15 protein-coding genes are annotated in these 13,830 nt (G+C 62.7%); 4 read left to right on the forward strand and 11 right to left on the reverse strand.

What is annotated here, in order from left to right; genetic code table 11:
- Positions 1–75: 75 nt before the first annotated feature.
- From ACK2VC_RS03945 to fghA, 3 genes are all read left to right on the forward strand, one after another.
- A complete protein-coding gene (locus ACK2VC_RS03945; RefSeq protein ID WP_486732295.1) occupies positions 76–483 on the forward strand; it encodes a DoxX family protein in 408 nt (135 codons plus the stop codon).
- A 119-nt stretch (positions 484–602) separates the two neighbouring features.
- Positions 603–1,709, forward strand: a complete 1,107-nt coding sequence (locus ACK2VC_RS03950; RefSeq protein ID WP_486732296.1) for an S-(hydroxymethyl)glutathione dehydrogenase/class III alcohol dehydrogenase — start codon at positions 603–605, stop codon at positions 1,707–1,709.
- A gap of 11 nt (positions 1,710–1,720) precedes the next feature.
- Complete coding sequence (gene fghA, locus ACK2VC_RS03955) at positions 1,721–2,578, forward strand: S-formylglutathione hydrolase (RefSeq protein WP_486732297.1); 858 nt, start codon at positions 1,721–1,723, stop codon at positions 2,576–2,578.
- Positions 2,579–2,592: 14 nt separating this feature from the next.
- Here fghA and ACK2VC_RS03960 read toward each other — a convergent pair whose 3' ends face one another.
- On the reverse strand, positions 2,593–3,390 hold the full coding sequence (locus ACK2VC_RS03960; protein ID WP_486732298.1) for a DUF2334 domain-containing protein: 798 nt from the start codon (positions 3,388–3,390) through the stop codon (positions 2,593–2,595).
- Positions 3,377–4,579, reverse strand: coding sequence for a glycosyltransferase family 4 protein (locus tag ACK2VC_RS03965; RefSeq protein WP_486732299.1), 1,203 nt, complete (start codon positions 4,577–4,579; stop codon positions 3,377–3,379). Before ACK2VC_RS03965 ends, ACK2VC_RS03960 begins: the two co-directional genes overlap by 14 nt.
- 284 nt (positions 4,580–4,863) lie before the next feature.
- Between ACK2VC_RS03965 and ACK2VC_RS03970 the strand changes: the two genes are divergently transcribed.
- Positions 4,864–5,484, forward strand: a complete 621-nt coding sequence (locus ACK2VC_RS03970) for a 3'-5' exonuclease (protein ID WP_486732300.1) — start codon at positions 4,864–4,866, stop codon at positions 5,482–5,484.
- Between the two features lie 26 nt (positions 5,485–5,510).
- On the opposite strand, the gene upp is transcribed toward ACK2VC_RS03970, so the two are convergent.
- From upp to infC, 9 genes are all read right to left on the reverse strand, one after another.
- Entirely contained in the window at positions 5,511–6,161 is a 651-nt protein-coding gene (gene upp, locus ACK2VC_RS03975; RefSeq protein WP_486732302.1) for a uracil phosphoribosyltransferase, read from the reverse strand.
- Positions 6,162–6,293: 132 nt separating this feature from the next.
- Positions 6,294–7,778, reverse strand: coding sequence for an NCS1 family nucleobase:cation symporter-1 (locus ACK2VC_RS03980; protein ID WP_486732303.1), 1,485 nt, complete (start codon positions 7,776–7,778; stop codon positions 6,294–6,296).
- Between the two features lie 214 nt (positions 7,779–7,992).
- Positions 7,993–8,394: a MerR family transcriptional regulator gene (locus tag ACK2VC_RS03985; RefSeq protein WP_486732304.1), complete on the reverse strand. Its 402-nt coding sequence runs from the start codon at positions 8,392–8,394 to the stop codon at positions 7,993–7,995.
- Between the two features lie 6 nt (positions 8,395–8,400).
- Positions 8,401–8,820, reverse strand: coding sequence for an integration host factor subunit alpha (locus ACK2VC_RS03990; protein WP_486732305.1), 420 nt, complete (start codon positions 8,818–8,820; stop codon positions 8,401–8,403).
- Positions 8,821–8,841: 21 nt separating this feature from the next.
- Positions 8,842–11,271 (reverse strand): phenylalanine--tRNA ligase subunit beta, encoded by a 2,430-nt coding sequence (pheT, locus tag ACK2VC_RS03995; protein WP_486732306.1) that lies wholly within the window; start codon positions 11,269–11,271, stop codon positions 8,842–8,844.
- Between the two features lie 97 nt (positions 11,272–11,368).
- A complete protein-coding gene (gene pheS, locus ACK2VC_RS04000; RefSeq protein WP_486732307.1) occupies positions 11,369–12,385 on the reverse strand; it encodes a phenylalanine--tRNA ligase subunit alpha in 1,017 nt (338 codons plus the stop codon).
- A gap of 129 nt (positions 12,386–12,514) precedes the next feature.
- Positions 12,515–12,874, reverse strand: coding sequence for a 50S ribosomal protein L20 (gene rplT / locus ACK2VC_RS04005; protein ID WP_486732308.1), 360 nt, complete (start codon positions 12,872–12,874; stop codon positions 12,515–12,517).
- A gap of 27 nt (positions 12,875–12,901) precedes the next feature.
- Positions 12,902–13,099 (reverse strand): 50S ribosomal protein L35, encoded by a 198-nt coding sequence (gene rpmI / locus ACK2VC_RS04010; RefSeq protein ID WP_486732309.1) that lies wholly within the window; start codon positions 13,097–13,099, stop codon positions 12,902–12,904.
- Between the two features lie 208 nt (positions 13,100–13,307).
- Complete coding sequence (gene infC, locus ACK2VC_RS04015) at positions 13,308–13,829, reverse strand: translation initiation factor IF-3 (RefSeq protein ID WP_486733163.1); 522 nt, start codon at positions 13,827–13,829, stop codon at positions 13,308–13,310.
- Between the last annotated feature and the right edge of the window lies 1 nt (position 13,830).

Raw genomic sequence — 13,830 nt, forward strand, 5'->3', positions numbered from 1 at the left:
CCCATGGACAAGCACTCGGATTCGTATTTTCGCAGTAACACTCATTTTTTGATTGACTCGACAAGGGATAACACCATGCAAAACGACAACAATTTTTCCGCCGTCTGGAGCCCGCGCCTGCTGAGTGTCCTGCGTATCGTCACCGGCCTGCTGTTCCTGCAGCATGGCAGCGCCAAGTTGCTCGGCGCACCGCATATCGCGATGTTCGATGGCTTGCAATTGTTTTCGCTGATGGGGCTGGCCGGCGTGCTGGAACTGGCCGGCGGCGCATTGATCGTCCTCGGACTGTTCACGCGCCCGGTGGCCTTCGTTCTGTCCGGCATGATGGCGGTCGCCTATTTCATGGCACATGCCCCCAAGACCTTCCTGCCGATCCTGAACGAGGGCGAACTGGCGGTCCTGTATTGCTTCGTGTTCCTGTTCCTGGCGGTGGGCGGCGCCGGCGCTTTCGGAATCGACGCATTGCGCGCCAAAAACAGGTAAGGCCATCCGAACCACACCGCAAGCCGGCGGCCGACAATTCCACGATAATGGCAAGGTGTACCCGAGCCGCCGCGCCGGCAACCGGCGCGGCGGCTATTTTTTATGGAGTTGACCCGGAAATGAAAACCAAAGCAGCCGTGGCCTGGCAGGCCGGCAAACCGCTCACGATTGAAGAAGTCGAACTGGGTGGGCCGCGCTCTGGCGAAGTGCTGGTCGAAATCAAGGCCACCGGCATTTGCCATACCGATCACTACACGCTGTCCGGCGCCGACCCGGAAGGCATCTTCCCGGCGATCCTGGGCCACGAAGGCGCCGGCGTGGTGGTCGACGTCGGCCCCAACGTCAAGCACCTGAAAAGAGACGACCACGTAATCCCGCTGTATACGCCGGAATGCCGCGAGTGCAAGTTCTGCCTGTCGCGCAAGACCAACCTGTGCCAGGCGATCCGTTCGACCCAGGGGCGCGGCCTGATGCCGGACGCGACCTCGCGCTTCTCGCTGGACGGCAAGCCGATCTACCATTACATGGGCACCTCCACCTTCTCGAATTACATCGTGGTGCCGGAAATCGCCCTGGCCAAGATCCGCGAAGACGCGCCGTTCGACAAGGTCTGCTACATCGGCTGCGGCGTCACCACCGGCGTCGGCGCGGTGCTGTTCACAGCCAAGGTGGAAGCCGGCGCCAATGTCGTGGTGTTCGGGCTGGGCGGCATCGGCCTGAACGTGATCCAGGGCGCAAAAATGGTCGGCGCCGACAAGATCATCGGCATCGACCTGAATCCGGCGCGCGAAGCGATGGCGCGCCAGTTCGGCATGACGCACTTTCTGAATCCGAAGGACCACGCCAATATCGTCGACGCCATCGTCCAGCTGACCGACGGCGGCGCCGACTACAGCTTCGAATGCATCGGCAACACCCAGGTGATGCGGCAGGCACTGGAATGCACGCACAAGGGCTGGGGCCGCAGCATCATCATCGGCGTGGCCGAAGCCGGCGCGGAAATTTCCACGCGGCCGTTCCAACTGGTCACCGGCCGCAAATGGGAAGGCTCGGCCTTCGGCGGCGCGCGCGGGCGCACCGACGTGCCGAAGATCGTCGACTGGTACATGGAGGGCAAGCTGAATATCGATGACCTGATCACGCACCGCCTGCCGCTCGAAAGAATCAACGACGGCTTCGAGCTGATGGAACGCGGCGAGTCGATCCGCTCGGTCGTGATTTACTGAGCGGGCGCGCCATGTCCGTAACGCTTGAAACGCTCGGCCTGCACCCCTGCTTCGGCGGCACGCAGGGTTTTTACCGCCATGACTCATCCGCAATCGGCTTGCCGATGCGCTTTTCGGTGTATCAGCCGCCGCAGGCGCAGCACGGGTCGGTGCCGGTACTGTTCTACCTGGCCGGCCTCACCTGCAGCGAAGAAACCTTCATGATCAAGGCCGGCGCCCAGCGCTTCGCTGCCCAGCACGGCATCATGCTGGTGGCGCCGGACACCAGTCCGCGCGGTGCCGGCATTGCCGGCGAAACCGATAGTTGGGATTTCGGCGTCGGCGCCGGCTTTTATGTCGATGCGACCGAAGCGCCATGGAGCGCACACTACCGAATGTATTCGTATGTGGTGCACGAACTGCGCGAGTTGATCCTGGCGCAATTCCCGGCACGCGCCGGGCGCATCGGCATCTGCGGCCACTCGATGGGCGGACACGGCGCGCTGACCATCGCGCTGAAAAACCCGGAGCTGTATCGCTCGGTCTCGGCCTTCGCGCCGATCGCCGCGCCGATGCAATGCCCGTGGGGCGAAAAGGCCTTTGCCGGCTACCTGGGCGCCGACCGGGATGACTGGCGCCAGTACGACGCCAGCGAACTGATGAAAACCCTGCGTACGCCGTTCCCGCAGGGAATCCTGATCGACCAGGGCCTGGGCGACCAGTTCCTGGCGCGGCAACTGCTGCCGGAGCAGTTCGAAGCCGCGTGCCGGACGGCGGCCCAGCCGCTCACGCTGCGCCGCCATGCGGCCTATGACCACGGCTATTACTTCGTCTCGACCTTCATCGCCGATCACCTGGCATTCCACCAGCAGATCCTGCACCAGGCTTGAGGCAGCCGAAGGCGTCAGGCCACGCCCTGCGCCGCCGGCGGCACCGCATCGTAGTAGGAAGCCTGCAGCCGCAGCGCAAAATCCGCCTTGGTCAGCGCTTGCCGCGACTGCAGCAACTGCTCGATCAACTGCTGGGAATGCCGGACCAGTTCGGGATATGCGGCGTCCCGCGGATGCAGGCCCAGCCGCACCAGCGGCCGCTGCGCCAGCAGGCGCGCCAGCAGCGCATTGCGGCGCGCCGACAGCCAGCGGCCGCTCCGATTGCGCGCCGCGTACACCAGGCTCGGCGACAGCAGCGCGTGCGGCTGCGGCAAGGTGTAGAAATAGCGCAACGTGGTGGTGTAGCGAAACGGAAACTGGCACAGGGCGCGCCAGGCATCCGCGCCCAGCAGCCAGGCCGGCGCCACGAAGCCGGCCACCGGCCAGTGCCGCTGCGCAAACCATTCCAGCCCTTGGGCAATCCGGCGGCTCGCTTCGGCGACATCCAGCGCGCTGAATTCGCCTTCGCCGCTGGTGTACACCCGGCGCAGGAATTTCTGCTGCCAGCCGATCGCCGGCGGCCCCTCGTCCAGATGGGTGAAGCCGTGCAGCGCCAACTCATCGCCGGCCGCCAGCCGCGCCTCCAGCAGGCGATCGAAGGCGGCAGCATTGGCCGCCGGCTGCCGATGATAGGCCGGCACCACCAAGAGGGTCACCCGGATCGGCGCCACCGCATGCACTGCCCGCAGCAGGTGCGCACATTGCGGCCAGGTGTGCGGTGCGACATCGTGCAGCGAGACGCACAATGCGCTCGCCAGCTCATTCGGCGGCATAGGCGGTGCCCGCTTCCAGTTCGGCCCGCTGCGGCGATGCCAGCAAGCCGGCGTAGCACGCGATCAGTTGCGGCACGATGATGTCCCAATCGTATTTCTCCACCATCCTGCGGCGCGCATTCGCGCCCAGCGCCGACAGATCGCGCCGGAACAGCGCATCGACGCCATCCGCCAGCAGCGCCGCATCGTTTGGCGGCACCAGCATGCCAGTTTCGGCATCGACCAGTTCGCCCACCCCGCCGGCTGCCACGCCCAGCACCGGGATGCCGCAGGCCATCGCCTCCAGCACCACCAGGCCAAAGGTTTCCGAGTCACCGGCATGCACCAGCAGGTCGCAACTGGCCAGCAGGCACGCCAGGCGTGCCGAGCCGTTTTGAAACGGCAGACAGGTGTAATGCGGCGAATACGGCAATTGCTCGCCGCCGCCGATCAGCAACAGGTGATAGGGCCGACCCAGCCGCTCGACCGCGGCAATCAGTAGCGGCAGCCTCTTTTCGCGGGTAAAGCGGCCGGCATACACCAGCAGGCGGGCGTCAGCGTCCAGGCCCAGACGGCTACGCAACTGCGGATCGCGGCAAGCTGGCGAAAAAACGGCCGTATCAACGCCAAGCGGCTGCTGGCGCACGCGTTCCAGCCCCATCGCCTGCAGCCGGCGCAGCATGATTTCGCTGGGTGCCAGCACCAGATCGAATTGCCGATAAAGATGGGCCAGGTAGCGCTTCGCCAGCGCTTGTGCATTGGCGCCGAAACGCTGGGCCGCCAATTGCGGCAAATCGGAATGATAGAACGCCACCAGCGGGATATTCGATTCGCGCTTGATGCGCAAGGCAGCCCACGCCGACTGATACGGATCGCCGACTTCGATCAAATCCGGCTGCAGGCGCCGCAGCACGGCGGCGGCGATCGCCGGCGACAAGGGCATGCGGTAGCTGCTCCTACCCGGGATCGGGATGCTAGGCAACTGCACGAAATGGATATTGTGCGAGGCGCCGGCCCGAATATGCTGCGCCGGCGCGACGATCGAATGGGTAATCCGGCTGTGGCGCGCCAGCCAGTTTGCCTTGGCTGCCAGGTAGGTGCTGACTCCGCCACCCTGCGCCGCATAAAACATCGTGATGTCTACCAGGTGCACGCCGCCGCCTTCTCGGTTGGGATAAGAACACGTTACCGAACGGCCTTCGACCGGCATTGATTTCCGTCAACCTCAGCCAGTGGTCCCTGCGGCGCTACCGCTTGCGGACGGATGCAAACGCGATCGGGCCGATGGCAACTTGACCGGCCATAAACAAGAGGCAAGAAAATGGCGGAAAAGTTCTGCACCGTTCCTGTGGATAAACATGTGGCTAACCCAGTTGATCTGGCGCAAGCATTTGATTGCGCACGGGAATTTTCCTGCGCACAAAAATCAGGCAGGAACCGCTGCGCGCCATGATTGGCTCTGCCCCGACTGGTTGGACATGGCAAAATGCGCCCATGACCCAATCCGAAAAACTGGTGTTCCTCGATCTGGAAACCACCGGCGCCAATGCTGCCGCCGACCGCATTACCGAAATCGGCCTGGTCGAAGTCGATCACGGCCAAGTAACGCGCTGGTCGACCCTGGTCAATCCCGGCATCCCGATCCCGCCCTTCATCCAGCGCCTGACCGGCATCGACGACCAGATGGTGCGGGATGCGCCGCCGATCGACGCGGTTCTGGATACGGTGCGCAGCCGGCTGGACGGCGGCCTGTTCATCGCCCACAACGCCCGCTTCGATTTCGGTTTCCTGAACAACGCCTGCCTGCAGGCCGGGTCGCGCCTGGAAAACGAGGTGTTGTGCACGGTGCGCCTGTCGCGCCGGCTGTTTCCGGCCGAGCGCCGGCACAACCTGGACACGCTGATCGCGCGTCACCAACTGGTCACCGGCGAGCGCCACCGGGCACTGGCCGACGCCGATCTGCTGTGGCAATTGTGGAACCGGTTTGCGAGCGAGATCGCACCGGAAATTTTCCAGCCGGCGGTGCAGGCATTGCGCCAGCGGCCGGGAGAGCCGGGCGCGAAGAAAAGACGGGCGCGCCCTGCTTACCTGCCTACGGAGGAAGTCGCCCCCTGAGCGCAGGATGCGCGGCCGGCCGGATCTTATTTGGTGCCGAAAATCCGGTCGCCGGCGTCGCCCAGGCCGGGCACGATGTAGGCGTGATCGTTCAGATGGGAATCCAGCGCAGCGGCGTACAGTTTGACCTGCGGATGCGCCTGCTGGAATACCTTGACCCCTTCCGGCGCCGCCACCAGCGCCAGGAACAGGATCTGGTCGTCGGCCACGCCGCGTTTTTTCAGCACATCCACCGCATGCACCGCCGAGTTGCCGGTTGCCACCATCGGGTCGCACAGGATGAAGGTGCGCTCGCGCACGTCCGGCAACCGCACCAGGTATTCGACCGGCTGCAGCGTAGCCGGGTCGCGGTAGACGCCGATATGGCCGACTCGCGCCGACGGGATCAACTCCAGCAAGCCGTCGCTCATGCCGATGCCGGCGCGCAGCACCGGCACCACCACCAGCTTCTTGCCGGCAATCACCGGCGCATCCATGCTCTGCAGCGGCGTTTCGATGCGGCGCGTGGTGAGCGGCAGGGTGCGCGTGATTTCATAGCCCATCAACAGCGTGATTTCGCGCAGCAACTCGCGGAAGGTGCGCGTCGAGGTGTCCTTTTCGCGCATGTGGCTCAACTTGTGCTGGATCAGCGGGTGGTCAAGGATAAACAGGTTGGGAAAGCGTGGATCTTGGCTCATGGGGTTTTCGGTGTTCGGATGATGAGACAGGCTGTCCTTGCGGTGTGCAGCGGATGTTTGTCAAGCCAGATACTCCCAGCATGAACAACCAGTCTCGAGCGAAAAATTTGGAACTTTTCAATATACTCCGGATTAATTCAAGGGTTGTGGGTTTCTGGCAGTGTTACCGGCCTGTCGTTGCGCCGGCATCAGCACGTAGTAAAGCACGGCCGAAATCGCCAGCCCGACAAACCAGGCATAGGTGTAGAGCGTCTCGAACAGCGGCGCAGTGCTGGCGACGAAACCGGCCGCCTTCAGGAAGCCCGGCAGGTTCGGCAGCACGCCCAGCACCAGCGCCGCCAGCGCGCGCAGGTTCCAGCCGCCGCGGTAGCTGTATTCACCATCGGCATCGAACAGCGCCGCGTGGTTCAGCTCGGTTTTGCGGATCAGGAAATAGTCGACCAGCATGATGCCGGCGATCGGGCCCAGCAACGCGCCGTAGCCGATCAACCAGGTGAAGATGTAGCCTTGCGTAGTTTCCAAAATCTTCCACGGGAACATGCCGAGCCCGATCGCCGCCGTGATGTAGCCGCCCATGCGGAACGAGATCCTGCGCGGCGCCAGGTTTGAAAAGTCATAGGCCGGCGATACCACGTTGGCCGCCAGGTTGGTCGTAATGGTGGCGATGATCAGCGCGATCAGCGCCAGCACCACCGAGATGCCGCCCATCTTGCCGGACAACACCACCGGGTCCCAGATCGCTTCGCCGTAGATCACCACGGTAGCCGAAGTCACCAGCACCGCCACCAGCGCCAGCAAGCCCATCGGCAGCGGCAAGCCGATCGACTGACCGATGATCTGGTCGCGCTGGCTACGCGCGAAGCGGGTGAAGTCGGGAATGTTCAGCGCCAGCGTCGCCCAGTAGCCGACCATCGCCGTCAGCGCCGGCCAGAACACCAGCCAGAACTGGCCGGCGCGCTTGCCGCCGGCATCAAACTGCGACGGCGCCTCCAGCATCGGGCCGAAGCCGCCGGCGCCGTTGTAGGCCCACCACACCAGCGCAATCGATGACAGCAGCAACAAGGGCGCGGCTGCGGTCTCCATCCAGCGGATCGAATCGGTACCCTTGTAGATGAAGTAAATGTGCAGCGCCCAGAACAGCAGGAAGCAGAACAACTGGCCGGGATTGATGCCCAGCCCCGGCAAGGCATTCCCCTGCAGGAAGCCGCTGCCGACCACATTCAGGATCGTGTAGATTGCCTGCCCGCCAAGCCAGGTCTGGATGCCGAACCAGCCGCAGGCGACGATCGCGCGCAGGATCGCCGGCAGCCGCGCGCCATAGACGCCGAACGAGGCGCGCGCCAGCACAGGATACGGAATGCCGTGCTTGGCGCCGGCGTGGCCGACCAGCAGCATCGGCACCAGCACGATCAGGTTGCCGAGAAACACCGTCAGCACCGCCTGCCACCAGTTCATGCCTTCGCTCATCAGACCCGACGCCAGCATATAGGCCGGCACCGACACCGCCATCGACACCCACAGCGCAGCGTAGTGGGTCGCAGTCCAGGTGCGTTGCGCGGCGCCGGTTGGCGCCAGGTCGGTATTCCACAGTGGATTATCGGGATGGGATTGCGACATGTCTGGGCCTCAGGTCAGGTTGATGGAAGTGGAAGTGCGGCGCGCACAGCAATTTGCGATAAAAACCGGAACGGCTGTCGAAGCGGCGTCCAGCGCTTTCCAGGCATGAAAAAAGCCGCAAATTCGGGCTTGCGGCTTGTTCGGGAAAAGGCGGCGGACCGGCATCGATTGCCTGGTCGTCTTGCACCGGAATGCGAAGTGGCTGCCGCATCGGCTAGCGCGGCGACAGCAGCGCGAGAATCGCCGTCAGCTCGCGGCGCACGGCGGCCCGGTCGAACCCGTTGGCAGCAGCCTGCGGCTGGGGTGCAGCGGCAGCCGGTTCGCCGGCAGCATCGGCCGGGCCGCTGTCGAGCCGGTTGCGCGCACCGCTGATGGTGAAGCCCTGTTCGTACAACAGCTCGCGGATGCGCCGGATCAGCAGCACTTCGTGATGCTGGTAGTAGCGCCGGTTACCGCGCCGCTTGACCGGCTTCAACTGCGTGAATTCCTGCTCCCAATAGCGCAGCACGTGCGGCTTGACGCCGCACAGTTCGCTCACTTCGCCGATGGTGAAATAGCGCTTCGCCGGAATCGGCGGCAATGTAATCAACTCGGTCTTGCTGGTGCGATCGTTCATGACTCACTACGCATGGGGCGTGGCCGGGGTCGGGCTGGGGCGTGGGCTTTCCACCAGGCCTTTGAGCTTTTGGCTGGCGTGAAAGGTGACGACGCGGCGCGCGGTGATCGGGATTTCCTCGCCGGTCTTCGGATTGCGGCCGGGCCGCTGCGGCTTGTCGCGCAACTGGAAGTTGCCGAAGCCGGACAGCTTGACCGCTTCGCCGCGTTCCAGCGCATTGCGGATTTCCTCAAAAAACGTTTCCACCATGTCCTTGGCTTCGCGCTTGTTCAAGCCGACCTGCTCGAACAGCAATTCGGCCAGCTCGGCCTTGGTCAGCGTCGGCAGGTTTCTGGCGGCTTGCGAGCGGGCCTGTGCTTCCAGCACCGCGCGATTCAGATCGGCGGCCAGAAAGGAGGAAAATTCCGCCGTATTCACGTCGTTCATCTTGGTTGTCCCTACCTGCTGTCATGCGCGCAATTTTGCGCCATGTTTCTTTTGGACGGCGGCAATGAAAGCAGCCATTGCGGCGTCCACATGTTCGTCTTGCAGGGTGCGTTGAGTATCTTGCATGGTAAACCGGAACGCAAGGCTTTTTTCATCCGACTCCAGCCCTTTGCCGCGATATTCATCAAATAAAACAATGGCTTGCATACTGCCACAGATCGGGTTGGCGCGCTTTTCCGCGTTTAATGTATCGATCACTTCCTGCGCCGCGACCGACTGCTTGAGCACCAGCGCCAAGTCGCGCGTGACCGCCGGGAAGCGCGAGATTTCGGCATAGGCCGGCACTTCCCGCCGCGCCAGCGCGGCCGCATCGACCTCGAACAGCACCGGCGCCAGCGGCAGGTCATATTTTTGCTGCAGGCGCGGGTGCAATTCGCCAATCACGCCGATCGCTTCGCCCTCCAGCAGCACGGCAGCGGAGCGCCCCGGATGCAGGGCCGGATGTTCATTTTTCACAAAGCGCAAGGCGCGCGGCGCGAACAGCGCTTCCAGGTCGGCCTTGAGGTCGAAAAAATCCACGTTGCGCGCACTCTGCCCCCATTGCTCCTCCACGACCGGGCCATAGGCCAGCGCCGCCACCCGTTTCGGTTGCTCGAAGCCGGCCACCGACAAGGCGCCGTCCTCCGCCTCGTCATTGCGCAGGAATACGGTCGCCATTTCAAATACCCGCACCCGGTTCAGTTTGCGGTTCAGGTTGTAGCGCGCGTTCGCAACCAGGCCAGCGATCAGCGTCGAGCGCATCACGCTCATCTGGCTGGCGATCGGATTCTGCAGCTTGATCGGATTGGCGTTGGCGGCAAAATCAGTTTCCCAGGCGGCATCGACAAAGCTGAAGTTGATGACTTCCTGATAATCGAGGTCGGCCAACTGGCGCCGCAGCACGAACGGCGAGCGGACATTTTCCGGGGCGATGCGCATTGCGTTCGGCGCCACCGGCGCCACCGCCGGAATATTCTCGAAGCCATAGATGCGCGCCACTTCCTCGATCAGGTCTTCCTCGATCTCAAGGTCGAAGCGGTACGACGGCGGCGTTACCGCAAACAATCCGGGCTCCTGGGTAAACGCCAGCCCGAGGCGGGTAAAAATGTCGGCGATCTGATCATCCGACAGCGGCACGCCGATCACCTTTTCTGCGCGCGCGGTGCGCAGCGTGACCGGCTTGCGTTGCGGCAGGTTGAGCACCTGGTCATCGACCGGGCCGATCACGGTGTCGCGGGTACCACAGACTTCGACGATCAGCGCGGTGATGCGCTCGATGTGCTCGACCGTGGTGGCGTAGTCGACGCCGCGCTCAAAGCGGTGTGCGGCATCGGTTGAAAAATTATAGCGGCGCGCGCGGCCTTGGATCGCCTGCGGCCACCAGAATGCCGCTTCCAGGTAGATGTCGGTGGTATCCAGCGACACCGCCGTGGCGTCGCCGCCCATGATGCCGGCCAGCGATTCGATCTCGCTTTCGTCGGCGATCACGCCGACCCAGTCGTCGACCGCCACCGTGTTGCCGTTCAGCAGTTTCAGCGATTCGCCGCTCCTACCCCAGCGCACCTCCAGCCCGCCGTGGATCTTCGCCAGGTCGAACACATGGGTGGGCCGTCCCAGTTCCAGCATCACGTAGTTGGAAATGTCGACCAGCGCCGAAATCGGCCGCTGGCCGCTGCGCTCCAGGCGCCGCTTCATCCACTCCGGCGTCTCGCAGCGCGCATTCAAGCCGCGAATGATGCGTCCGGAAAAACGGCCGCACAGATCCGGCGCCGCAATCTTGACCGGCAGGATTTCCTGCATGGTTGGCGCCACCGGCGCGCAGGATGGCGCCTTCAGCGCGGCGCCGGTCAAGGCCACCACTTCGCGCGCCACGCCCAGCACCGACAGGCAATCGGCCTTGTTGGGCGTCAGCTTGATGGTGAACTTGAGATCGTTCAACTGGTAGTAATCGCGGAAATTGCGGCCGACCGGCGCATCGTCCGGCAATTCCAGCAAACCGCCGTGGTCGTCCGACAATTTCAGTTCGCGCGCCGAACACAACATGCCTTGCGACTCCACGCCTCGCAACTGGCCGGTCTTGATCTCGAACGGCGGCTCGCCTTCCTTGGCCGGCGGCAATTTGGCGCCGACCATCGCGCACGGCACCCGCAAGCCGACGCGCACATTCGGCGCGCCGCATACGATATTCAAAATCGTGCCGGTGCCGACATCGACCTGGCACACATTCAACCGATCGGCATTCGGATGCTTGGCCACCTCCAGCACTTCGGCCACCACGACGTGCGAAAACGGCACCGCCACCGGCTCCACTTCCTCCACTTCCATGCCCGACATCGTCAACAGATGAGCCAGTTCATCCGAAGTCATGTTCGGATCAACCATCGTACGCAGCCAGTGTTCAGAAAATTGCATGATCGGTATACCTTTTAACTTCAAAGCGTGAAAGCGCGGCGCGGACGACGACCGCTGCTGGGATCGGCGCCGCCCTCCGGCGGGAAATGCGTCGGCGTCAGTTGAATTGCTTCAGGAAGCGCAAATCGCCTTCATAGAACAGGCGCAGGTCGTTGATGCCGTAGCGCAGCATCGTCAGCCGTTCCAGGCCCGAGCCAAAGGCAAAACCGATGTACTGCTCCGGGTCCAGCCCCATGTTGCGCACCACGCTCGGATGCACCTGGCCGGCCCCGGACACTTCCAGCCAGCGGCCTTTTAACGGCCCGCTGCCGAAGGCGATATCGATCTCGGCCGACGGTTCGGTGAACGGAAAATAGGACGGACGGAAACGCACCTGCAAATCGTCGGTCTCGAAAAACGCCTTGACGAAATTCAGGTACACACCCTTCAGGTCGGCGAAGCTGATGTCGTCGGCGATCCACAAGCCCTCGACCTGATGGAACATCGGCGAGTGAGTGGCATCGCTATCCACGCGGTAGGTACGGCCCGGCGCAATCACCTTGATCGGCGGCCGGTTCATGCGCGCATAACGCACCTGCATCGGACTGGTGTGGGTGCGCAGCAAGAGCGGCTTGCCCTGGGTGTCGTTACCTTCGATGTAGAAGGTATCCTGCATCGAGCGCGCCGGATGGTTTTCCGGGCTGTTCAGCGCGGTGAAGTTGGTCCAGTCGGTTTCGATTTCGGGGCCGTCGGCGACATCGAAGCCGATCGAACGGAAAATTTCCTCGACCCGCTGCCAGGAACGCATCACCGGATGAATCCCACCCATGCCGCGCCCGCGTCCCGGCAAACTGACGTCGATCGCTTCCGCGTTCAGGCGCTCCTGCATCTGTGCATTCGCCAGCGCCTCGCGGCGACCGGTCAGCGCCGCCTCGATGCGCTCCTTGGCGGCATTGATCACCGCGCCTTGCGTCTTGCGCTCGTCCGGCGCCAGCTTGCCCAGGCCTTTCATCTGCTCGGTGATCTGGCCGGTCTTGCCGAGATATTTTGCTTTTGCGTTCTCCAGCGCGGCGGCGTCGGCGGCCGCGGAAAAATCGGCGGCGGCCTGAATGACGAGTTGTTCCAGGGGATTCATGCGCGATTTCCCACTCTTGAAAAGGAGACAAAAAAGAATCTGAAAATGAAACGGGGCACAGGTAAACACCTCTGCCCCGCGGGAAACTGCTGCGCTGCCGGCAAGGCAGCGCGATTTCGGTCGTGGTACTTAAGCAGCGATGTTGGCCTTGACCTGGCTCACGATCGCGGCAAACGCCGGCTTGTCCATCACCGCCATATCGGCCAGCACCTTGCGGTCCAACTCGATCGACGCGCGCTTCAAACCGTTCATGAATACGCTATAGGTGATTCCGTGCTCGCGCGACGCCGCGTTGATACGCGCGATCCACAACGCACGAAATACGCGTTTCTTGTTGCGCCGATCGCGATACGCATACTGGCCGGCACGCATGACCGCCTGCTTGGCAACGCGATAGACCTTGCTGCGACGGCCGCGATAGCCTTTGGCTTGAACCAGGATTTTCTTATGACGGGCCCGTGCGGTAACCCCACGTTTTACTCTAGGCATGATTTCTCCTTGATATCGAGTGTGAGGTTAAGCGTTCGGCAACATGCGCAGGACGGAAACGACGTCGGCTGCATGCACCGTCGTAGTACCGCGCAACTGGCGCTTGTTCTTGGTGGTTTTCTTGGTCAGGATGTGGCGCTTGAACGCCTGGCCGCATTTGACCGTACCGCCCGGACGAACACGGAAGCGCTTTTTGGCGCTGCTCTTGGTTTTCATTTTAGGCATGATACTTCTGTCCTTCGGACAGCTCCATTTTTAACATGATTGCAGGTGGCAATATTTCATTGCGCTTGGATGCCTGCTCTCACTTGTTTGACAGCAGAACTGAATCTGCCGATTGGCACACGCCACCCATCGCTGAGTGCCGCATGCAAATTCCAGGGTCGGGAGTCAGCGAACACCACACTGAATTCCGCCCCGCAAAACGCTGCTGCTACTTCTTTTTCTTCGGCGCCAGCACCATGATCATCTGCCGGCCTTCCATTTTCGGCCACTGCTCGACCTGGCCGTAGGGCTCCAGATCCGCCTTCAGCCGCTCCAGCACGCGCATGCCGATATCCTGGTGCGCCATTTCGCGGCCGCGGAAACGCAGCGTGATCTTGGTTTTATCGCCATCTTCCAGAAACTTGATCAGGTTGCGCAGCTTGATACCGTAATCGCCGTCATCGGTACCGGGTCGGAACTTGACTTCCTTGACCAGAATGACCTTCTGCTTTTGCCGGGCTTCGTGCGCCTTTTTCTGCTCCTGATACTTGAACTTGCCGTAATCCATCAAACGCGCCACCGGCGGTTGCGCAGTGGGCGCAATCTCCACCAGATCCACATTTGCTTCTTCCGCCAAGCGGAAGGCTTCGGCCAGAGAGACGATTCCCAAGGGTTCGTTATCGACTCCAGTTAAGCGCAATTCAGGGGCGGTGACTTCGCCATTGATGCGATGCGACTTGTCCGTAGCTATC

This window comes from Herbaspirillum sp. WTB6, assembly GCF_057457785.1.

What these genes read in the sequence shown, in the direction of transcription:
- ACK2VC_RS03945 (WP_486732295.1), top strand. Translation starts at nt 76, where the DNA reads ATGCAAAACGACAACAATTTTTCCGCCGTCTGGAGCCCGCGCCTGCTG.
- ACK2VC_RS03950 (WP_486732296.1), top strand. Translation starts at nt 603, where the DNA reads ATGAAAACCAAAGCAGCCGTGGCCTGGCAGGCCGGCAAACCGCTCACG.
- fghA (WP_486732297.1), top strand. Translation starts at nt 1,721, where the DNA reads ATGTCCGTAACGCTTGAAACGCTCGGCCTGCACCCCTGCTTCGGCGGC.
- ACK2VC_RS03960 (WP_486732298.1), bottom strand. Translation starts at nt 3,390, where the DNA reads ATGCCGCCGAATGAGCTGGCGAGCGCATTGTGCGTCTCGCTGCACGAT.
- ACK2VC_RS03965 (WP_486732299.1), bottom strand. Translation starts at nt 4,579, where the DNA reads ATGCCGGTCGAAGGCCGTTCGGTAACGTGTTCTTATCCCAACCGAGAA.
- ACK2VC_RS03970 (WP_486732300.1), top strand. Translation starts at nt 4,864, where the DNA reads ATGACCCAATCCGAAAAACTGGTGTTCCTCGATCTGGAAACCACCGGC.
- upp (WP_486732302.1), bottom strand. Translation starts at nt 6,161, where the DNA reads ATGAGCCAAGATCCACGCTTTCCCAACCTGTTTATCCTTGACCACCCG.
- ACK2VC_RS03980 (WP_486732303.1), bottom strand. Translation starts at nt 7,778, where the DNA reads ATGTCGCAATCCCATCCCGATAATCCACTGTGGAATACCGACCTGGCG.
- ACK2VC_RS03985 (WP_486732304.1), bottom strand. Translation starts at nt 8,394, where the DNA reads ATGAACGATCGCACCAGCAAGACCGAGTTGATTACATTGCCGCCGATT.
- ACK2VC_RS03990 (WP_486732305.1), bottom strand. Translation starts at nt 8,820, where the DNA reads ATGAACGACGTGAATACGGCGGAATTTTCCTCCTTTCTGGCCGCCGAT.
- pheT (WP_486732306.1), bottom strand. Translation starts at nt 11,271, where the DNA reads ATGCAATTTTCTGAACACTGGCTGCGTACGATGGTTGATCCGAACATG.
- pheS (WP_486732307.1), bottom strand. Translation starts at nt 12,385, where the DNA reads ATGAATCCCCTGGAACAACTCGTCATTCAGGCCGCCGCCGATTTTTCC.
- rplT (WP_486732308.1), bottom strand. Translation starts at nt 12,874, where the DNA reads ATGCCTAGAGTAAAACGTGGGGTTACCGCACGGGCCCGTCATAAGAAA.
- rpmI (WP_486732309.1), bottom strand. Translation starts at nt 13,099, where the DNA reads ATGCCTAAAATGAAAACCAAGAGCAGCGCCAAAAAGCGCTTCCGTGTT.